At 38.5% G+C, this 22,527-nt stretch carries 18 protein-coding genes; 5 read left to right on the top strand and 13 right to left on the bottom strand.

The window, feature by feature from the left end; all coding sequences use genetic code 11:
- The first annotated feature begins 113 nt into the window (after positions 1-113).
- Positions 114-662: a CAP domain-containing protein gene (locus OO007_RS01650; protein WP_325807483.1), complete on the top strand. Its 549-nt coding sequence runs from the start codon at positions 114-116 to the stop codon at positions 660-662.
- Between the two features lie 145 nt (positions 663-807).
- Entirely contained in the window at positions 808-1,326 is a 519-nt protein-coding gene (locus OO007_RS01655; protein ID WP_325807484.1) for a DUF5362 family protein, read from the top strand.
- Positions 1,327-1,486: 160 nt separating this feature from the next.
- Here the strand turns inward: OO007_RS01655 and OO007_RS01660 are convergent, their stop codons facing one another.
- From OO007_RS01660 to OO007_RS01705, 10 genes are all read right to left on the bottom strand, one after another.
- On the bottom strand, positions 1,487-2,728 hold the full coding sequence (locus tag OO007_RS01660) for a cation:proton antiporter (RefSeq protein WP_325807485.1): 1,242 nt from the start codon (positions 2,726-2,728) through the stop codon (positions 1,487-1,489).
- Between the two features lie 177 nt (positions 2,729-2,905).
- A complete protein-coding gene (locus OO007_RS01665; protein WP_325807486.1) occupies positions 2,906-4,093 on the bottom strand; it encodes a UbiH/UbiF/VisC/COQ6 family ubiquinone biosynthesis hydroxylase in 1,188 nt (395 codons plus the stop codon).
- Positions 4,090-5,403 (bottom strand): 2-octaprenyl-6-methoxyphenyl hydroxylase, encoded by a 1,314-nt coding sequence (gene ubiH / locus OO007_RS01670; protein ID WP_325807487.1) that lies wholly within the window; start codon positions 5,401-5,403, stop codon positions 4,090-4,092. Before ubiH ends, OO007_RS01665 begins: the two co-directional genes overlap by 4 nt.
- A gap of 23 nt (positions 5,404-5,426) precedes the next feature.
- Positions 5,427-6,737 carry a Xaa-Pro aminopeptidase gene (gene pepP, locus OO007_RS01675; protein ID WP_325807488.1) on the bottom strand — a complete coding sequence of 437 codons (1,311 nt, stop codon included), beginning with the start codon at positions 6,735-6,737 and terminating at the stop codon, positions 5,427-5,429.
- A gap of 66 nt (positions 6,738-6,803) precedes the next feature.
- On the bottom strand, positions 6,804-7,349 hold the full coding sequence (locus tag OO007_RS01680) for a YecA family protein (protein ID WP_325807489.1): 546 nt from the start codon (positions 7,347-7,349) through the stop codon (positions 6,804-6,806).
- Between the two features lie 95 nt (positions 7,350-7,444).
- Positions 7,445-8,518, bottom strand: coding sequence for a capsular polysaccharide export protein, LipB/KpsS family (locus OO007_RS01685; protein ID WP_325807490.1), 1,074 nt, complete (start codon positions 8,516-8,518; stop codon positions 7,445-7,447).
- Complete coding sequence (locus OO007_RS01690) at positions 8,519-9,379, bottom strand: glycosyltransferase family 2 protein (RefSeq protein ID WP_325807491.1); 861 nt, start codon at positions 9,377-9,379, stop codon at positions 8,519-8,521.
- Positions 9,380-9,387: 8 nt separating this feature from the next.
- Complete coding sequence (locus tag OO007_RS01695; protein WP_325807492.1) at positions 9,388-10,992, bottom strand: glycosyltransferase family protein; 1,605 nt, start codon at positions 10,990-10,992, stop codon at positions 9,388-9,390.
- A gap of 75 nt (positions 10,993-11,067) precedes the next feature.
- Positions 11,068-11,907 carry a class I SAM-dependent methyltransferase gene (locus OO007_RS01700; RefSeq protein ID WP_325807493.1) on the bottom strand — a complete coding sequence of 280 codons (840 nt, stop codon included), beginning with the start codon at positions 11,905-11,907 and terminating at the stop codon, positions 11,068-11,070.
- A gap of 50 nt (positions 11,908-11,957) precedes the next feature.
- Positions 11,958-16,136, bottom strand: coding sequence for a hypothetical protein (locus OO007_RS01705; protein WP_325807494.1), 4,179 nt, complete (start codon positions 16,134-16,136; stop codon positions 11,958-11,960).
- A gap of 144 nt (positions 16,137-16,280) precedes the next feature.
- Between OO007_RS01705 and OO007_RS01710 the strand changes: the two genes are divergently transcribed.
- Both OO007_RS01710 and OO007_RS01715 read left to right on the top strand, forming a co-directional pair.
- Positions 16,281-17,129 carry a sulfotransferase gene (locus OO007_RS01710; RefSeq protein ID WP_325807495.1) on the top strand — a complete coding sequence of 283 codons (849 nt, stop codon included), beginning with the start codon at positions 16,281-16,283 and terminating at the stop codon, positions 17,127-17,129.
- Between the two features lie 7 nt (positions 17,130-17,136).
- Positions 17,137-17,850, top strand: a complete 714-nt coding sequence (locus OO007_RS01715) for a hypothetical protein (RefSeq protein ID WP_325807496.1) — start codon at positions 17,137-17,139, stop codon at positions 17,848-17,850.
- Positions 17,851-17,949: 99 nt separating this feature from the next.
- Here OO007_RS01715 and OO007_RS01720 read toward each other — a convergent pair whose 3' ends face one another.
- The 3 genes from OO007_RS01720 to OO007_RS01730 all read right to left on the bottom strand — a co-directional run bounded on the left by OO007_RS01720 (position 17,950) and on the right by OO007_RS01730 (position 21,167).
- Positions 17,950-18,936, bottom strand: a complete 987-nt coding sequence (locus OO007_RS01720; protein ID WP_325807497.1) for a foldase protein PrsA — start codon at positions 18,934-18,936, stop codon at positions 17,950-17,952.
- Between the two features lie 177 nt (positions 18,937-19,113).
- Complete coding sequence (locus tag OO007_RS01725) at positions 19,114-20,655, bottom strand: hypothetical protein (protein ID WP_325807498.1); 1,542 nt, start codon at positions 20,653-20,655, stop codon at positions 19,114-19,116.
- A gap of 98 nt (positions 20,656-20,753) precedes the next feature.
- The gene (locus OO007_RS01730; RefSeq protein ID WP_325807499.1) at positions 20,754-21,167 is read right to left on the bottom strand and encodes a hypothetical protein; all 414 of its coding nucleotides are present in this window, start codon (positions 21,165-21,167) and stop codon (positions 20,754-20,756) included.
- 708 nt (positions 21,168-21,875) lie between these two features.
- Here OO007_RS01730 and cysC point away from each other — a divergent pair.
- Complete coding sequence (gene cysC / locus OO007_RS01735; protein ID WP_325807500.1) at positions 21,876-22,478, top strand: adenylyl-sulfate kinase; 603 nt, start codon at positions 21,876-21,878, stop codon at positions 22,476-22,478.
- Positions 22,479-22,527: the final 49 nt, after the last annotated feature.

Raw genomic sequence — 22,527 nt, forward strand, 5'->3', positions numbered from 1 at the left:
TCCTAATACCGTTAATCTGTCGGAGGGTAAAAACCACCAATACCGACGAATGGTGACATCCTGAATAGATACAGTAGGCTTGGCGATATCAAAAATTACCAAGCCTATTTTGTATGAAAATAACACTTCCTTTGTTTGTATTAGCAACCCTAATGTTGCTGAATACTTCCAGCTTTGCATCGGAGCCAGCACAATTTTCAGGAATTCTCTCCTCGCACAACCAGGTGCGCGCGCAATATAACCAACAGCCGCTCAGTTGGTCCAACGAGCTATCAAAATATGCCCAACAATGGGTCGACCATTTAGCACAAACACAGAACTGCGAAATGATTCATCGCCCCAATCAAAATGGCGGACAATTCCAGCAAATACATGGAGAAAACCTGTTTTGGGCAAGCCCTGAAGAATTTAGTGGCGGTGTGAAAAAAATACAGAGATTTCACCCCACAGAGATTGTAAAAGCATGGGCTGAGGAAGCTAACTTTTATGACTATCAGAACAATAGATGTCAACCAGGTCAGGACTGCGGTCACTTCACTCAAATGGTCTGGCACGAATCACAACAAGTAGGGTGTGCCAAAGCGATTTGCCCTGACAAATCTCAGATTTGGGCCTGCAATTATCACCCGCGTGGCAACTACATTGGGGAATGGCCATACTAAATCCAGACAAAACCAGCCCCATACAACTAAAAGTACCGCCAATTCATTCGCTATTAATACTGTTAATGGTAAAGTCCTAGCTGCTCATTAATCAAGCAATGAGTAAATCAAATAGGAAACCACTTACTTTTATTCGGGGAATGATATGAGCAGCAACGTAAATGATGCTTTTGCTACGCCTAAATCAGACGTAGCAGGCACAACAATAGGAAATAACAACAGCGGCAATGCCATTACAACGGGCATTGTTGATCAACTAAAGCGCACTAGACCGTGGGTGTTATTAATATCCATCGTGGGTTTTATCTTTACCGCATTGATGGCTATTGGCACCGTTGGAATATTTTTCGGTGGCGGTGCTGCAATGATGGGTGGGCCTGGTATGCCATCTGGAATAGGCGGTGGTGGCCTGATTATAGGCATGGGCGTCATGTACTTGATCATGACCATTTTGTATTTTGTGATATCGCTTTTCCTACTGAAATACGCAGGGGCAATTAAACGCTTTGTGGCATCTGGCACAGCGCAAGATATGGAAGCGGCTCTAAAGCATCAGGCAAGCTTCTGGAAGCTCATAGGTATCCTGACACTGCTTACCATCGTTATTATGATCGTTATGATGGTTGTTGGAATTGGTGGCGCACTGATGGGTGGAGCGTTCTAAAGTCAGTTATCTTTACCAGCTTTATGTCTCTTAAATTTAAAGCTTGATAACAATAAATACACCTAAGAGCTCGCTTGATATTATTCAGCGAGCTTTTTTATTGCTCTTCGATACCAGTTTCTATCAAACCATTTAGTCAGCTCTGAATAAGTTAAAGCGATTACCTTCTTTTAACCAGTTTGCCTATTGTCATGCCCTGCACCAAAATTGAGAATACGACGATTACATAGGTAACCATTAACAAAGCTTCTCTATATTCACCCGCTGGAAGTGTTAATACTAAAGCAATTGATATACCACCACGCAAACCGCCCCACGTCAGGATTCTGATTATTTTAGGTGTAAAGGTCTGACGCGCCTTCATGATTGATACAGGTACTCCGACAGAGAAAAAGCGAATCGCCAGCACTACAGGTATCATGATTAAACCAGCAATTACAGCGGTAGTATCAAAGGTTAATACCAATACCTCTAAACCAATCAACACAAACAGAACGGCATTGAGTATTTCATCGATCAATTCCCAGAAATTATCCAGATGCTCACGAGTCTTGTCAGACATCGCAAATTTTCGCCCACTATTACCGATCAACAATCCTGCAATAACGATCGCTATTGGGCCGGATAAATGCAATGCGCTCGCTAACGCGTGACCACCGAAAACTAAACCGAGTGTGATTAGAATTTCAACCTGATAATTATCGATTGAAGACAGCATTCTATAAGCAATATAACCAATCACAAAACCAAAGATGGCACCACCAACTGCTTCCTGAGCAAACAAGGCAGCAATACTGGCAGCGTTTATTTCTTCATGATCTCCATGGCCACCAACGCCGGCTATGCCTAACAATACCAGGAACACAACCACAGCTACGCCATCGTTAAACAATGATTCACCCGCAATTTTAGTCTCTAAAGACTTGGGTGCACCGACTGTTTTTAAGATTCCCAGTACTGCAATAGGGTCTGTGGGAGATATTAAAGAACCGAACAATAGACAGTAGATAAAGGGAATATCTAAACCCAGCCAGCCAAAGATATAGTAAGAGGCAAAACCAACCAGAAAGGTAGAAGTCATAACGCCGACACTAGCTAGAATAGCGACTATCCAGCGCTGTTTAATCAACTCTTCAAGATGCACATGTAATGCCCCTGCAAATAACAAGGCACTAAGCATTCCCTGCATAAGCGTCTCATTAAAGTCGATGCCTTTTAGGAGTGCTATTGCCTGATCTTCAATCGGTAGCCCCATTTTCCCGAGTAGTACGATGCCTAATGACATGATCAACGCGATTGCTAATAAGCCGATGGTGGTTGGGATTTTAAGGTATTTATGATTGAGGTAACTGAAGATAGCAGCGAGGCTAATGAGTATCGCTATGGTGTTTATTATGCTCATTGAATACCTATTTATTGTTTAAATTATATATTTAACTTAATTACTTCAAATATCAGCCCCCCCCCTACTTAGATGCACTTTTTTAAAAAAGTGCATCTAAGTAGGGGGGGGGGGGGGGTGGCTTTCTAAATTAATCTATTCTGTTTATCACTACCAAAACGCAACTTTAACAGATACTTACAAACCAAGCGCTTTTCTAATCACTTCATTCTTTACAAGTGGCAATTGGTTAAACATATTCATACCAAAGTTTCGAATCGACTTTACTGAATTTGCAGAGTGTCCAAAGAGCAAACGAAAACCTTCCATGGCTCGCATTGTTATGACGTTATCACCGCGTCTGGCGCGCTCGTAACGTCTTAATGCTTTTATTTTGCCAACATCGGCAACACCATCGAGTTGTTTTGCTAACTCAACCACATCTTTAATACCGAGATTTACACCCTGCCCCGCTAATGGATGAATCGTGTGAGCCGCATCGCCAACCAGAGCAATTCGCTCCATCACATAAGGCTTCGCTTGTGAACCCCGAAGTGGAAATGCTGCACGTTTTCCAACCTTGGTGATATTACCCAACTTATAATCAAACGCTTCTGCCAATGCTTTTTTAAAATCATTCTTGCTCAGCGATAAAAAGTAATCCGCTCTATCGGACGGCAGTGTCCAGACTATCGAACAACTCCCATCGGATAATGGCAAAAAGGCTAACGGACCTGTCTTCTGAAAACGTTGCCATGCCGTATATTGGTGATGAAGTTCAGTATTCACCACAGCGACTAAACCGCTCTGTGCATAGTCATCAAACTCAATATCTATACAGGCAAGTTCACGGACACTAGAATTTGCGCCATCAGCACCCACTAACAGATTGGCTGTTATCACCCCCCCACTTTGGAGGATTATCTCAACAGAACCGTCATTCACAGTAAAACAATCCAACGAATCTGGCTGAAACAAGGTGACCTTATCCAGCTTCTTCAATGCATCAGACACAGCTTTCTGAATTACTTGATTTTCAATGATATGGCCAATATCTGGCTCGCCCAATTCAGCAGCATCAAAGCGCACGCTGCCGTTACCCTCGGCATCCCAGACTTCCATGCTTTCATAAGGAGAAGCGCGCATTTCATGCATCGCATGCCACGCGCCAATTTCTGTAAATGCCTTTTGTGAGGCACGACTGATTGCTGATACACGAAGGTCATAAGGTGAATCAGCTAAAAATTCGACGGCTTTAGCAAATTCAATTACCGCTACTGTGCGCCCTGATTCAGCCAATAAACACGCCAGAGTAGCACCAACCATACCGCCACCATTGATGACAACGTCAAAATGCTTTCTTTCCGTGCTTAATTTATCAGTCATGATGCGACTCTCAGTGCCAAGCCTCTAGCGAGACGCGATTGACGATAGTTGATACCCATGCTTTTTCGCGTTAACCAATTTCTTAGTGGCGGTAATCGATCAAATGCCAATAGCCCACCAGCACGCGCATGACCTAATAAAGCCTGATCGTTCGAGAATAAACGCACCAGGGAATCGGTGTATTGAATTGTGCCTTTCAAATCGCCCTTACGCGCCTCTTCGTAAGCGCTTAACAGTGATGCTATGTTAGTGATTGTAGATTCAGTTTGATTGCTACCCATCAAATCTGCCACCAAGTCCGTTAGCACAGCAACATCACGAAGGGCTAAATTCAACCCCTGACCCGCAACGGGATGCAAGGTGTGTGAAGCATTGCCAATGATTACGGTTCTATTTGCCGTATTCTTATCCGCCGTGACTAGCGATAAAGGAAAAGTAGAACGCTTGCCTACTCTGGTAAAACGCCCCAAGCGATAACCAAATTCTTTGCCGAGTTCGTTTAAAAAGTCCTCGTCACTCATCGCCATCACTGCATCAAGGCTTTCTGTTCCGCCTTTTATTCCGCCTTCTGTGTTATGCGTCCAAACCAGCGAACAACGGTTATCTGACATTGGTAATAACGCAATGGGACCATTGTCAGTGAAACGCTCAAAGGCTTCACCGTTATGAGGTTTTTCAGTAGAGACATTACTGACAATCGCAGATTGCTTGTAATCTGAGCGGGTGATATTAATCCCTGATAATTCTCTTATTTTAGATGTAGTGCCATCTGCCGCTACCAGTAAACGAGCACTTATCTGACTTAACTCATTATTATTATCTAGTTCTAAGGTAACCGCATTATCGCTTTCAGAAAGATTCTTAACACTAGCAGGTTGAATTAAATCAACATCAGTATTTTTCAACACTTCATACAACTGCTGCCCAAGAACCTTACTTTCAACCAGGTATCCCAACGACGGAACCTTTTCTTTTTCTGCCGATAAACGCGCTGCACCAAAATGCCCTCGATCAGACACGTGAATACTTTTTATTCCCGTGGTTTTAGCTTTCAGCTCATCCCACAAGCCCATGCCTTTAAAAATCAAACTAGAACCATAGGACAATGCAATCGCCCTATCATCGTAAGAAGGCTGCGAAGGAGCACCAAATTCAAACTCATCAACCAATGCTACTTTCAGTTTAAGCGGCAGTAATGCCACAGCCAGACTCGCGCCCACCATTCCACCGCCAACTATGATGATGTCGTAAACATCTTTGCTACTTAGCTGCTTATTTATGGATTGCTTAGTGATAGATTGCTCATTCATAGTTTGATTGCTGATCTATTTAGTTAAGACGCCATCAAACTTTCAATGTCATCTATTTCTTTAATCAAAGCACCTGTCAGCACTTCGTTGCCGGTTTCTGTTATTAGCACATCGTCTTCAATACGAATGCCGATATTCCACCATTTCTTATCAATGTCATCGCTAGGTGAAACATAAATACCCGGCTCTACCGTCAGCGTCATTCCCGGCTCTAATTCACGCCATTCTTCGCTGATTTTGTAATCACCCACATCATGAACATCCAAACCTAACCAGTGACCGGTTTTATGCATGTAAAACGGGAAGTATTTGTTTTCTGCAATTAGCTCTTCAAGGTCACCTTTGAGCAAGCCATTTTCTAATAAACCGGCAGTGATCACTCTAACAGCTGCATCATGTGGATCAATCCAACGATTACCGGGCTTTGCCATTTCAATGGCAGCATATTGTGAATCAAGTACGATTTGATAGAGAATACGTTGCTCTTCACTAAACTTACCGCCAACAGGAAAAGTACGCGTAATATCACTGGCGTAGCCCTGGTTTTCGGCACCGGCATCAATCAATAGCAAATCGCCATCATTTAGTTTTTGATTATTATCGATATAGTGGAGAATACAGGCGTTTTCACCACCGCCAACAATGCTGGTGTAGGCTGGTACCATGCCTGACTTTCTAAACTCATGCATATATTCAGCATCGATTTCGTATTCCATCATGCCAGGCTTACAGGTTTTCATCGCTCGTTGGTGAGCATTTACCGAAACCTTGGCAGCATCTCTCATTAATTCTTGTTCTTGAGGCGATTTGAATAAACGCATCTCGTGAAGCAGCACATCCAAGGAAATAAACTCATGTGGAGCTTGCACGCCATTTCTAACCTTGGCACGCAGAGAATTTACCCAGCTAATAACCTGACTATCAAAGTCTTGGTTATGACCAACACTGTAGAAAACCTTATTTCTGTTTTCCATCAAACCCGGAAGGATTTCGTCAATATCTTCAATAGGAAATGCATCATTAGCGCCGTAGTTTTCTACTGCGCCAACCAAACCTGACATACGACCGGTCCACTGCTCTGTCTTTGGATCTTTCTCACGACAAAACAAGATGTACTCGCTTTCTTCCCTACCAGGGACTAAAACGGCAACCGCTTCTGGCTCATTAAAACCAGTCAAATAGAGGAAATCACTATCTTGGCGAAAAACAAACTCAGCATCACGATTACGAATTTGCAACTCTGCAGAAGGGATAATTGCAATTGCATCTTCCCCTATCTGATCCATTAAATCGCTTCGACGTTGAGAGAATTCTTTGATACTAATCTGTTTCATGGCTCGCTCTGTTTTAAAGTTCTATTGCGTTATTTGGCTGTGTTTATAGATGGTTTATTAGTGCTTTTAGTGGATTAAAGAGGATTGTTTTAATGGCTGAAGTTCTTCGTTGATCAACAGAACGCCCATACGAACATATTCACTAATTTCTGCATAAGCTTCTTCAGATTGCTCTTGATCTTCAAGATCAAACTCACCCTCAGTGCCGATTTCGGTGATATCCGCCATTAACTCACGAGAGTCCTGAGGCAGAGACTTATGGTCTTTTACACCCGCCATACCAATACCCAGGATAAATCCCGAACACCATTGCTGTAGCGCTGTCACTCGAGCATAAAGTGATTCATCTTCTTCAGGTAACAGCAGATCAAAACCCATATTAGAATCTTGTAATTGTTGCTTCGTCTCTTCGAATAACTCGCCCGCTAACTTAATCGCTTTATGTTGTTTCGCATTATCAACGTCGACGTCACCAAAGATAAGTTTCACCCAGGCAATCTTGTCAGAACTAATATTCACCACCAACAATCCACAAGCAATAGCCTGTGCTTCAGCAGCATTGTAATCCGCCTCAGCATCTTGCAGAGAGAGATCTAAATCAAAATTTTCCATTTTTGTACTTTCAATAATAATAGAACGTAATTTTAACGCTTATTAATCAATAAAAATACACCCCCCCACTTATAGAGGGTTTTTTAAGAAAATAATTACTTTACCAGAAATACACCGGTTAAATAATTCATCACTTTTCGAGAGAATCGCTTTAAAAATGAAATCTGATTAGATTGTTTGCCCCCCTGTTTTTCTATTTGTTCTTTAAGTTGTTGGACAACAACTTCAGGCGTTGTTAATTGATTGGTTTCCCAATTCATATAACGAGGATAATCGATCAATGTTGCTGCGATGAGTTCGTTTAAAACCAGATTTCGAGAGCGCCGAGACAAATCATGCATATCAGTAGTTAAGCCCCAATTTGAATAAAAGGGTAAGCCATAACAAACTACCTTTAAATCACGAAGCAACGCCTCGAAACCCACTAGAGAGGTCATTGTATGAACCTCATCCACTACTGCCAAACAATCTGTGATACTGGCATCATACAAAACCAAGTCTGTATGTGCATCTAAAACCTGCTTATCAACTTTTCCCTTACGATTACCGCTAACAACATCAGGATGTGGTTTATAAATAAGAAAAGCGTTGTTATTGTTATCTCGCACAGATTCAATCAAGGCAGCGTTAGTGTCGATATCAACACAGCCCTTTTTAATTGAAGCATCATCTTCCACCTGGCCGGGTATCAATATAATTCTTTGATTGGGCTTTAAAGACAAAGACTCTTTAGTAAATGAAACACCTAAATTATATTTACTTAGCTCATTTTCAATTAACGTGTTTTTTAAAGCTTCCGCCCTATCAAGCTCTTCCCGAGTAAAGTTTTTAAATTGAAGAATAGTTTCCAAATCATTTGGTGTACTGGGGTCGTAATAAATACCGGTTTTATCTAACACCAAAGATGCAGGAGCGGTTAAGTCAGTACCTAAACCTGCCGAACGAATAAAGCCATCTTCTATGTACCATGGCGCTATTCCAAATTCCGAAATCAGCTTATCTACTTCGCTATGATCTTTACTTGCCCAAGAGATTAATTGCGAATTTCCATTAAACCCTTTTTCAACAGCATTGGAAGCAGAAGAAACGAAAATAGATTCGCCATCATCTGCCAAAAAAGAGCTAATATAATTGAGCTTCCAGCGAGTAAAGTTAATGCAATAAAGCATTTAAGTCACTCTCCAATAAATACTGACAATGAGGAAGGTAGCAAAAATGATCAACCTATTTTTTTTATAAAACCTAAGTACATAACCACCCTTGTTATAGATGTGTTGTTTACAAGTATACAAATAGAACAATCGAATATGCCGTCCAAATATTGATTTTTTACCCGTAATTTTAGCAAGCTGAAGATGCCCAAGAATTTTCTTTCTTGGATTATGCGAAATGCGATCATCGCCTGTTTTATTGAAAATAAATTTTATGTCAGGCCGACTCACCAATACCTTTGCATGTTTTATTACATCGATATACATTTGCCAGTCTTGGCAAGAGGCGAACGATTTAAACTCGGTTTTATCTAAAACTCGTCGAGAGAATGTCACGCCTCCTAATGGACCCATGCAGTTTCGATAAATTAATCTTGATTTGATTTTATTAGGATGAGATGACTTCAGATTGAAGTATTTTTGTACTTTTATTGTGTCTTCAGCCATTTCATGATCAACGCGAGCCGTCATTAAAATATCTAAATTTGAATCTTGTTTAAGTTGCTGTATTACTTTACCGAGCCATCCCTCAGAGATAGTGTCATCCGAGTCATGAAAATGAATAAATTGACCCCGGGATGATTCAAATCCTATCTTTCGAGAAGCTGGCGCACCTAAATTTTTATCATTACGAATCAAAGTCACATTCAAAATTAAACCAGGAATAGTAATATAAGCTGATGAACAATCATCAACCACAATAATTTCCACTTCAGACTGCAAATTACTCTCTTCGATCGCATTATATAAATCAGCAAGTAACTTATTAAACCCAAACTGCCGATTGAAAGCAGGAATTACAATACTCAGTAGTTTCATCAAAATCTTTAGAAATAACGATCTATTTCTACTTTCCCAGCCAATTGATCCAACAAATAATCTCTTGTATCTTTACTTTTCATCCAAAAAAACACAAAGTCCTCAACAGCAGTAACCTCATCGCGAGCCCTGCAATTAATCATATGAACTCCAGGTAAGACCTTGGAAAAATATTCTATTAAATCTATTCCATAGTGACGATAATGCCCATGAAAATCCTCTTTAGGGTAACCCCAATCATCAGTTACTTTTTTTTGAATGGGAAGAGGCACAGTCATCTGTAAGAAACCATCATCTTTCATTACGCGCAAAATTTCACTGAACGCCAATTTATCATCGGCTACATGTTCAAGTATTTGATTACAAATAACAACATCATAGGTTTTATCCGCACGCTCTATATTTTGCAAGTCTAAAGTATTGGAGTGCCCATAAATAGAAGTTTCATGACCCTCAAACCATTTGGAGTCAACGCTAGGATCTAAACTGAATTGAAGAGCTTTTTTTCGATTAAGAAACTGGAGTGGAAGTTTCTCCCAAACAGTTCTAATTAATCGATGTCTTTCTAATGAACCACATTCGACACAATGGGGCTTTTCACCTAGCTTCGTTAAACGGCCTAAAGGACCTTCCTTAAATTCATTACAGCCACAAATATTACACTCAGTTGTTCTCTCTATAATTTGATTCTTTTTTAGAATAAAATTATCAATAGCCACAGAAAACTGTTTAGCACGGTCCTTAAAAGTATGGTTACTTAATACATACTCCCGACCTTTTGTAACTTTCGATAGCCGCTCTTCAGGGTATTTCAGATAATGAGATATTTTTTCGGTTAACTCTTCTTTGGTTTCATAAGTTTCTACAAAATCACTTAACCTACCCATTTCTTTCACTTTATCAGAAACGATAAAAGCTCCACTGGCTAGACCATCAAATAGTCTATTTGAAACAAATCCTTTGTTTCTCATATCATCCCAATGATCATTCAAAAGAATATCAGCAGAACCATAATATTTATGTAACTCAGTATTGCGAATATATTTACCCTTTAAATATTTTTTTGAGATTAACTTACTCCAGTTTTTACCATAAATACTCAAATCAAAATCTATAGGCATCAAATCTGCAATGACTTTTCTTAGGTGTCCACGGGAATTTCCCACAAATAATATTTGTTGGTGATGTTCCTTTTTCTGCTCTTCAGTCGGTTCTTTGAAACGACTGGCATCTGTACATTGAAGCATTGTTTCAACATCAGTAGATACTGAATTTGAAACTTGTTCTGTCCAATATGACGAGGCTATAAATACTTTATCATAACTCTCATACTCATCGTTACTCACCAGATCAGGATGAGATATATTCCACATAATATTTATTTGGTGTGATTGTGGTTCGTATCTGGATAATCCTCTAAAAACAATCGCAATATCACAAGTGTTTCCTTCATCGTTATACCATTCGGGTAAAATCTGAATTAATACATTATAACCCTCAACTTCAAGTTCCTTTTTGAGTAATACAGCCATATGATAATCACCCCAGTTTTTAGCCCTCCTCCATTTGGTAACTGGGGTTTTAATAACTATAGAAGGAGTTGTTTCAGACAAGACAAATCCACTCCTCCTTTTAAACATACCTTTGATTAATTTTAAGAGAAGCACAATTAATTTTCCCTCTTTGATTTAAAAGGTTTTTTTAGTAACAAAAGTCAACAGCCTTTTAATTTCTGAATGACTATGATTCAGCGCATCAAGTTCTACATTAAAACCAATTTCTTTAAGATGCTGTTCGATATCAGCACCAAAATCTGTATAAACTAGAGATTTTCCGCCAACGCCATTGCCATGATAATGTGGCTCCTCAATATTAATATCTTCAGCGCCTGAAGTATCTACTCTATAGCTTGTCTTATTTCTCATGGGTAAATGAACTGGAATAGAAAAAACATGATAACCACCTGGCTTCAAAACCCGGTAAATATCTTCAAAAGCAATCCAAGGAAGTCTTACATGCTCCATAATATCGGAAGATATAATTAGATCTATTTCATTATCTTCAAAAGTCAAATTTTCTAAAGATTGACACTGAATACCATCTTTATATTCACCAAACTCAACATCATCCCAGTAAAATGAGTTTTTATACCCTTTATAATCAGAGAATAATTTTCTAAAAGGGCCTGTAACGCCTGGCTCATAAATAGTTAACTGAGAAAACACATCATCTTTACTTAAATCTGTGATCGTCTCCTGATCAGGCTTACCATATATTTTTAAAATTGATGCCGCCTGCCCCCTGTATCGAAGTGAGGAATTGCATTCTGGGCACTGATACCCTTCTCTAAAAGAACGATTATTCTTATGAAATTCACCATAGAAACCACAAACAGAACATCTATCCGTATAAGTATCTTTAGCTGAGCGAAGTTTAGATTCCTCACTGGTTTTTTGTTTAGGTTTCTCTTCAGAGTGTTCAATCGCCTCCTTATTGTTATTGAATAGTTTAGATAAAAATTCAAACATAGGAAAAACGGCCTGTAAGTGGGGGGGTGCCTAATATCATTAATAAATCCCTAAGAAATAAGCTGGTCTATTAATTTGATATACTTATCACCGACATCATCATTTGGATTATCATCATGACGATCAGTCTTGTAACTATGGGTTGCCAGCATCGAATCCAATTTACTAATAAAATCATTACTAGATTCAGCGACTATAATCATCGGATCATCCTCCGGCAGACTGGGCAATTTAGTTGTTAAACTTGTTATCCCCAGTTTTTTATACATTTTTAATTTGATTGGGTCCATAAACTTGGAAATACGATCTTCTTTATGGGGCACCACAGCGAAGTTCACGTGCTGTAACAATCTAAGTAAGTTCTTTTCTCCAATCACCCCATGATAGATGCAGTTTTCATTGCGTAGTAACTTCTTCATTTTGTCGGATTGTCTGACTGCCGAACCCGCAATATGTAAATAGCCAGATACGCCAGATAAGGCTTTACAAATTTTAGCCATTAAATCCCAGTCGATTCTGTCATTAAGATTACCAGAATAAATCAGATTGATTTCTCCACTATTCACCGATCGCTGGTATTCAAAATTACTTGGCAAAGAATACCAATTAGCAATAAAGTGCGGTTTCTTACCTTCAAAAAAGTGTAAATCATCAAAGTATTCAAGGTTAGTCGGCGAATTTGCAACAACTTCATCCGCTAATGTAATCAACTCATGGTATTGTTTTAAACCCTGCAATCTAACTTCAGGTTTTTTCATCCATTGAACTTGGTTATCTACAATATCCACAATCACTTTATAAGCGACTAATGACTCAAGTAAAAGACTAAACTGTTGAATTAGAGGAAACAGAACCATAACGGAATTATCCGGATAGATATGCTCTGTCGTTAAAAAGTCATTAAACTTTTTCTCTAATGAGTTTAATCCATCATGATCTTTATACGTCAACAAATGATAATTAATACCATCTACATCATAACGGTAAATCTTTTTAGAAAGCACGTCATTAACAATAACAGTAGAATTATCAAAAACAGCACTAGTGTTTTCAAAATCACTCAAATTCGCCTCATCAAGGATTTCAATAACAGTAACATGAGAATCGGGATGCTTCTGTTTATAGTAACGCGCTAAATGATCAACTCTGCGACCATAAATACCAGAATCATGCTGCTTCCAGACTAATACAATATTCGATTTGTCCGTCTTACTTTTATTATTTTTTGAGTAGAAGGGCTCAAGCTCAAAAATATCCCCCGCTTTCGAATCTGTTTTTGCTAATTTCTCAAGAGCCTCGAAAGTTTCAAATGATTTTTCGATTGTAAACGCGTCAGGCAAGTTTATTTCACCATCATGGTTTATAGCTGCCTTAAGTTGGTCATTGAATGTACTTCTATCAAAGACATACAAACCAGAAACATCATGCAAATCCTCCACTGATGGGGAACTGGGAGTAAGCACAGGCCTGCCAATGGTCAGCCCATCTCCAATTTTAGATGTGATTTGCAATTTGTTGATTTCAGAATTTTCTGATCTTTTATCTGGATATCCCGTGATAACCACATCATACGCTGCCAGGGTTTCAAACAAATCCTCATTAGCTACTTCATCTAAAATGATGGTATCTGGCGTATCTAGCGTTTGCCTTAAAGTTGGCGGATTAAAATCACCACCAATAGCCAGCTTTATCTTTTCATCAGTGTTCTGGTTATAACTATGTATAGCATCGACTAACTGTGTAACATTTTTATGCGCACGAATCGTTCCAATAAACACAGCCGTTTTTGTCGTGTTTTTAGGTTTATCATTACTGGAATTAGAATACTTCTCTCTCGCATGTCTAACAATCTCTCCACCATATTCCTGCTGAATAGATATACTCGCGACCGATCTGCTTTTAACTCTGCCTAAATAGAAATTGGATTTATTTTTACTAAATATTCCATAAGGTTTCTGCTCTGATCCTTTCGAGCTCACAAAGACATCTTCATTATCATCCATATCAAGAATACAGGCAGAATCTTCTTTTGTAATAAAACTCGCCAATTCAAAACTATGCAGCCTATGTTTACAAATCCAAACCGTATCAAAACTAATATTTCGATGTTGAATATAAGCCTGATAATTTTCACGTTCAGCATAGGGAATAAGTACAATATGCATGCCCAAACTTCTCATCGGCATCCAAAGATCTGCACCAAACTCACCAAAAATATATGCGAATAAAACAACCGGACGTTTTGATTTAACAATATCGTAAAGTACTTTTGCTCTCCCGATAGGGTTATGTGCGCCCTCCCACACCGTTATCGCGACCGCTCCTTTCTGTTTTGATATTTCGTATGCTTTATCTAAATCTTGAAATTTATTAGGCTTCAAAAAACTATTTTTGATAGTTTTTTTCTGCACCTGAGTGACCCCATCTTCATTCAGAATAGATAACTCAATTTCTGCTTTTTCTTCTACTGATGAAATAACTCTGCATTTAAAACCACCACCGTGTTGGCTAATACCATTTTCATCAAGCACACCTTGATCTAAAGCTTCGGTTAAAGTTGGAATACCATTAACTTTAATAATTGGAGTGCAACTTTTAGTTTGCGCCAACAGCCATCCAGAAACTACACCATCGCAGAATCCATCGATACTACCTTTTGTAGGGCCATGATATTTTGCATGATTAGATTCAGCAGCAAGCCCTCCAACAACTGGAGAAGCCTGTTGATTCTGGTCGCGGGGAAGCATCGGAAAGCGTCCTTCCTTCCTACCATAACGGATATAGTGAAGTAATGGGTTAACACCCATTTGCGCCACATCTTCATACATTGAGAGATATTCTCTAGTATTAAAATGTGGCCCTGGGTTATGCCCCGCTTTCCAACCATGTTTATTATAAAAATTTAACGGATCAACATTATTTTTCCAAGCCTGCGGATGGTTAGTTAAATAATAAAAACTAGAAAATAAACCAGACTCAATAATTTCAATTTTATCTTGCAGAAAAGTCTTATTCTTATTATTTGCAAAAGGCATCACCGCCTTTTTTATTTTAAAGTACTTACTCTCTTTAAGAATTCTTTTGAACTTATTCTTCCACGCTTTATCGTGATAAATTGATAAAAATAGCTCATTGCCTACGCTAAGCTGCTCTCTTCTTGTTTTATCTAACAACTCTCTTTTTTGTTTTTCACTTTTGAGTGTATTTTTGATCTCTTCTAACGACTCTTCAAGCTTGCGGCAGTTAGAATAACTTTTTTCAATTTCTTGTTCTTTACGCCTTAACTCATCAAGGCTTTGAGACTCAGACCTCTGTTTTTCTTTTTCTGCCCTCTCAAGATCTTTGAGTATTAATTTAATCTCACCCTCTTTTGCAGAGAGATCCGATTCCAATAAACCTATCCTTTGATTTAAATTAACGTCATTATACAAAAACAAACTTTGTGAGTTATAAAACTCAGACTCAATAGCATCTAGCTTATTGAAAAGGTTAATATCTCCCTTAGAGAGTATTTTAATTAATTTAATTAAGTAAGAAGGTACCGCATCACTCAAATTATCTTCTAGTGATTTATGATGCGTTAATTTAGTCGTATACAGTTGTTTCGATCGTTCTAAAACCTCATCTGTAACCTCTACCTGCAAAAACTCACTCAGCCTATTTACAAAAGCCTCCAAATCCTGAAAATCTGCACTGTAGTGCACCAATAAACGTTCGTAAGGACGACTGCTTATTTCTGCCTGAAAAAAGTAATGAGACCACATGAGAAGACTTTTTTCCAAAGCCATTTCATTTCTTACTTTGAGAGAATGCCCCACTTCCATCGGACTGCGGTAAGCGAGAATAACCTTTATTGTGTAACCTGAATCAAGCAACGCCTTTTCCCACAAAGGGAACAGTAAACACATCCTAGGATCTTTAATAAAAATCCTTTTTGCAGGACCAAACTCTTCTTTTAAAATAGTTTTGGCGGAAGCAAGATACTCATGGAAGTCATTAGGCTTGATTTTATCTACCGTAAAAAAATAATCATCCCACGAAGTTTTATAGTCCTCTAAGATAGATTGGTTTAAACGATAGACTTTCATATTCTCGAAGAATCCCTTTGGATTATCTTCTCGAACAGGCATCTCATCGGCACCTAAATAAAACCCCTGAGCTGACACCAGACCAGATAAAACGGAAGTACCTGAACGGTGCATTCCTAAAACAACAATACATTCTTTCATTTAGTAATATTAGCCCTTCTGCCATAAGTTAATGGCCTATTTACCTTTATATAGTGTTAAGACTATATATTCCCTTTACAAGTACTCAGCCTTAACGAATAATTTAATGAGTATATCGCAAAACCTCAGTAGCTGAGAAAGATAATGGATACAATAAAAAACCTGAAAAGCCAGATATCTCCTGTTGCCATTGGTGGTGTGGGTGGCAGTGGCACCCGACTAATTGCCAACTGTTTAGAAGAGTTAAATTATTACATTGGCTCTGACCTAAACAAGGCAAAAGACAATTTGTGGTTCACACTACTCTTTAAACATATAGAAATTCTTGATTACGACGATGACAATTTCAACTATTTGTTAAATATTTTCTTACAGGGAATGCTCACAAAAGAACAACTAACCGAACAACAAAAACACACTGTCGATCAATTGATCCATGAACAGCGACATTTACCAATAGCGTTTTTTAAAGACCGTGCAGAAAGCCTATTATCCAGCCATAAAAATACGCTCGATACACATAAATGGGGCTGGAAAGAACCTAATACACATATCATCCTGGACCGGTTAACCAAATACCTGCCAAAAATGAAATACATTCATGTAATGCGAAATGGTTTAGATATGGCACACAGCAATAACCAGAACCAGCAATTACTCTGGGGTAAAAAATTCATTGGTGATGACTTTAAACAAACCCCTTATTATTCATTAAAATATTGGTGCACAGTTCATAAACGCTTATTAGATATTGCTGAAAACATGGAAAATAACTTTCTATTAATTAATTATGATAATTTCTGCACTAATCCAGAAATAGAAGTACCTAAATTTCTGAATTTTCTCAATGTACCAATAGATGACAGCACACTCACAACAATTCAATCACTTATTAGGGCCCCAGCTTCAATCGGTAGGTACAAAGAATATGGAACAAGCCTATTTGACCAGGCTGATTTAGAGTTTGTTAAGAAACTCGGATTTAACACGTAACGACTCAATGCTGATTTCAATACACTTACCAAAAACTGCTGGCTCTAGCTTTGCGAGTTCATTAAATGAACATTTTGGAAAAGCTCTATTAAAAGACTATAAAGATTTACCATTGCACCATTCTTCTCTGAATCGTAATAAGCATGCAATTATTCAGTCATCATTTAATTATTTTAGAGATTTTGACAACATACAATGCATTCATGGTCACTTTCTCCCCCTAAAATATCGATTTCATAAGGTCGAAAAAGACTTCAAATATGTAACCTGGTTACGAGAACCAGCAGAAAGATTAGCTTCACAGTATTTTTATATGAAACGTCATTACTCTCATGAAAAAGCAATAACCCAACCGTTACTGAAGCGAATCGTTGAGGAGAAATGGAGCTTAGAAAGGTTTTGTCTTGGACCAGAGCTAAGGAATACCTATTCCAAGTTTTTATGGGGATTCCCAACCAAAAAAATTGACTTTATTGGCATCGTCGAAAACTATGACAATGAACTAAATTTTTTCTCAGAGACATTTCTGAAAAATAACGCCCTGTCTCCTTACAAACAAAACATAAATCCAACGACAAATAACCAATCCTATTTTAGCGACAATCCCAAACTAAAAAGCAGAATAACGCAGTATCACGCCAAGGACTACAAACTTTATAAAGCTGCAATTGAGTTAGCCTACAAGCAAGGGCGTTTAACCAATACACCCCCCTACTTATAGGCACTTTTTTATTGTTCTTTTATATCAAGCAAAAAGCTACTTTAAACCACTTATAACTCAAATAGATATTATAACTTTTGAAGCCGATAAAACTTCCATTTACTTAGGCCTTTCAAATTGTTTGATCGTTACCTTAGGGCGAGCTTTAGGTTTTTCCTCTTTCTTTTTATTTTGATAACCCGAAAGTAATTCAGTAATAGCAGCATCATCAACTATTGAATTTTCACTTAGTATTAAATCATTTGTGAAGACCACCTCTGATAAATGCCTATATTCTTTTTCTAGTTGCTCTACTATACCGGGTAACACATATTCTTCAGGCTTATAACTCACAGGTTTAATTTTATCTAACCGTATAATATGGAAACCAAATTGTGTTTCTACTAAATCAGAATAGCCACCTACTTCTTTAATAGAAAAAACACCACCGACAAAATGTGGATCCATTCTTTTCCCTGCTAATCTTATCCAACTATTTAGCTTACCCTTTCTTAATTTTGAACCAGGATCTTCTGAATATTTAGCTACGAGTTCTTCAAAGCTTTCGCCCGACTCAAGCTTATCTAAAATCTGCTGTGCTTCTGGTCTTTTCTCATCTCTATCACACAAACCTGGCTTGCACATTACGAGGATATGAGACGCCATTCTTTCTTCTGGGTTTTTGGTATATTTATCTTTATTAACCAACAACCTCTCCTTTGCAAGCTCGGTCATATCTGGAACGACTAAGTTATCTTTGTAATTTTTTAAGTATAAATTTGCTTGTAAATTTCTTACTGCAAATTTTTGCTGCCAATAAAATACCGGATCTGACTCTTTAGTCATTTTTTCTAATTTATCAGAGACCTTCCGGTTTTGAATAAATCGGCTAAGCAACTGAAACCTCATACCATTATCTGTGAAAGCAGCCAACCGGTCTTTTTCTGGCCAGTATTTCATTGCCTCTTCTAACTCTTCTTTACTGATATGAAGACCATTATCAATAATAATTGACTCTGTCGCGATCTTTTTATCCGCTAAAGCCACATGATTAAAACTTAAAAAAGCAACAAACAAAAAGATAAAATAAATTAAACTATTTTTCATATAACACCAAAACAATAAAACAATAAAACAATAAAACAATAAAACAATAGCTAATATTATTATAGCTGATCATCATTTAACATTTCTTTTACATAAAATTCAAACAAAAAAAAACCGATGCTATGCACCGGTTTTTTTAAATTTATAATTAAATAAATTTATCTAAACACATATTTACTATGGAGTAGGGTTCACACGACTGTGCGCAACAATACGACCGTAGTTTTTAGATGCATCTGTAAAAGTACGCTGCCATGCAGTGAAACCAATTACTGGAACACCTTGGTTAGCCCAACCAGCCTGAGGCTCATTAGCAGCACCAGTTCTATCAGTTTGGTCGTAAATTACACGAGTATCGACTGCAGGAGCTATTGTCTTGGTAGATGCAATTGTTAAGTTAGCCCAACCTGTTGTATTAACCAAACCAGTAGAAACTGCAGTAGGAGCAACTGTATTGAATACTGTCTTTCCACCCCACTCAATTACATTAGTTTCTCTTGTGAAATCAGTAGTTGGGTTTTCAACAAATGGTGATGGAGAGATTACCAAACCACCGTCTTCAGCAACTGCTGTTGCTTCTTCACGATCAAATACTTCAAATGTTGCGCGAACAGGAAGATCACGATGATCTACTAAATCTGCACTACCATCGATAATTACAGAACCATTATCAGCTGGATTGTCCATTGTGTACTGACCAGGAATTGTCACAACCCAATCTGTAGAAACACCATTAGCACTGTTAAATGACCAGTCATTAAGGATCGCATCAGAACCTAGTGACTCACGTATAGAAGCATCGTAACGACCCTTTGCTGGACCAACTATACCAACTCCATTAAGAAGACTACCACCGTTTAGGTCAGGGAAATCAAATCCAGTAACATCACCACTATTGATACCAAATTCTTGGTTAGTCATCATGGCACCAGCAGCAGTAGCATCATCAACGAAGTCTACGATATGAGTGGCATTATCACCCATCTCCATCCCTGTCTGAGAATCACGGATAAAGTACGAAACCTTAAGAACATTATCTGTTCCAGTAAAATCACTATCACCTTGTGCTGCAGCGAGTGTACCAGCATTAGAGCGAGTTAAAGAGTTAGAAAGCACTCCACGTGTAGCAGTAGAAGCAACACCTACAGCACCAGTACCATTAGCAAATCTAAAGTTTGCACGCACCGCATCACAATCAGCAGGCATACCGTTAGCACCATGTAAAGCACCAACAGAGATAGGCTGAGTCTCATCTGCCTGAGCCATGCCGATTACTTCCAAGTAACCTTCATCAGCCGCATTGTTTGCAGCAAAGATAGCAGGAGCTACAAACTTTGGACGACCAAGAGAATCAGTACCGTTAGCAACAGGTGCTGTACAAGTGTTATCTGTTGAAGTGATACCTAGAGCATCATCATCATCATTGATTGTGCCAACCCAAACATCGTATGGTGACATGATTATGTTAAAATCCAATGCATCAGCTGAATCCGAACCACGACGTAAACGCATCTTCACAACTTGCGTCTGGTCAGATGTATTAATGATATGAACACCAGTCACGAAGTTATCGCGAACTGTGTAGTAAGGAACTAGCGCTAAATCGCCTAGTGCGTTTGCATCAACTGCAGCAGTTGCATTTGTATATGCAGACATTCCACCTATTGCCATGGTAGCCGCTACCGCCAACCCCAAAGGCTTCTTTAAAAATTGTTTCATTATTGAACTCTCCATTTTTTTATAAAAAAATTACTATATTTAACGGCATTACTACCTAGATAATAGAAATAACAACAGACTGTATCTGGTATCACCCCTTATTCGCTGGAACTATGCCACCATTGGCCCTTAATGTGAAGCCATTTCTCACGAATCTCAACACTGGCAACACTTGCCTCGGCGCTAAGCCCCTTCGAATTCTTAGGCTTAGTCTCTACCAAAACTATAACCGTGGCCACACTAGTAGCCGGATCATATTTTATGTCCGCTATTTTTGTCAAGTTCCAATCAATACCATGACTGAACTGACTAACATAGAGATCTTTAGTAAAAACCGCCCTATAAGTAGGCGTTGCATACTTGTAAGCATCGCCAAACTTATGATTAACAAATGCCCCCCAACGCTCACTTACGCGAGTTTCCAATTCACTCCTGTCTACCACCGCAGATTCTGCTGCAACAGCTAGTTGAAATTGAAAAAAAACAAAAAACAAACTTAAAATGTACTTCACTAATCTAAACCGACTTAATTCAAAAGCATCCTATTCAATATACGCTTAATGCTTGCTTAATAATTAAGACAAATCCTGTATAAAAGGAATAGCCTTAAATCAAACAGTACCAACAAAGCTTCAATTGGCCAATGTTGCTATTACGCAACATTGCGGTATATTTGAACACATTGTTGTGATTATACAACACTAAGATTAAAAAAAAACCTTTTTTTTTCTTAGTCGGATGAAAGATGCCTTTCATTTCAAGAAACTATCGCTTTATCGTGATTTAAAGCATCCAATAAGGCATCTCTACTGGTAAAACTTGCCACACCCTGGACAGCATTAATATTTTATATTTTTAATACGAATCCATTAAAGACTCTTTTTATGTAAGCTTATACCAAATTAACAACAACAAATGAAACCGACAATCACAACCAAACTTAAAGCCTTTATACTTTTAAAAACAAAGCCCATCTAATCTCTGTAACTGGTTGCATACTTTAAGTGCTAACTATTTACCCTCACTTTAAAAGAAACAACCGATATGCCTTCACAACACCAGGTTTTTTTCAAACAACGAAACGCATTACGGTTTAATCATTAATTAATGTAACATTACTACCTTTAACATATTAACTTTGTTCATCATCAAACTTTCTTTAGATGAGGCACAATCATAACTGGTTCAAAAACGATCAATTTCTTTGGAATATATTTGACATGACACAGGACGTTTATTGGCACGACAACTACATAACCAGGCAACACCGCCAGGAAAGAAACAATCACAAGAGCTTTGTTTTATGGTTTACCGGACTCTCTGGCTCTGGCAAATCTTCTTTAGCTAACGCGGTTGAAAAGCATCTATTTGAAAGCGGACATAATGTCATCGTGCTTGATGGCGACAATGTTCGTCATGGGCTTTGCTCTGATCTTCACTTTTCTGCAGAAGATCGCCATGAAAACATGAGACGTGTGGGCGAAGTGTCAAAACTGTTTGTTGAGGCTGGCACCATCGTATTAGCCGCATTCGTATCGCCTTACAGAGAAGACAGAGAAAGAGTGAGAAGCCGACTACCACACGGCGACTTCCACGAAGTCTATTGCAAATGTGATCTGGAAGTTTGTGAAGAGCGAGACCCCAAAGGCTTATATGCGCGCGCACGGAAAGGCGAGATCGAGAACTTCACCGGAATATCGGCCCCTTATGAAGAACCTATCAAACCCGATATTGTAATCAACACATCCACACTAACAATAGAAGCAGAGGTGAATGTTATTATTGAGCGACTTAAAGCAAAAAGACTGATATCGAACCAATAACAAAATTGCTTAGGCACCTCCCCACTTTGAGGGCTTTTTTTGAGCGACA

It is taken from the genome of Cocleimonas sp. KMM 6892, from assembly GCF_035798195.1.
Classification (GTDB): Bacteria; Pseudomonadota; Gammaproteobacteria; order Thiotrichales; family Thiotrichaceae; genus Cocleimonas; species Cocleimonas flava.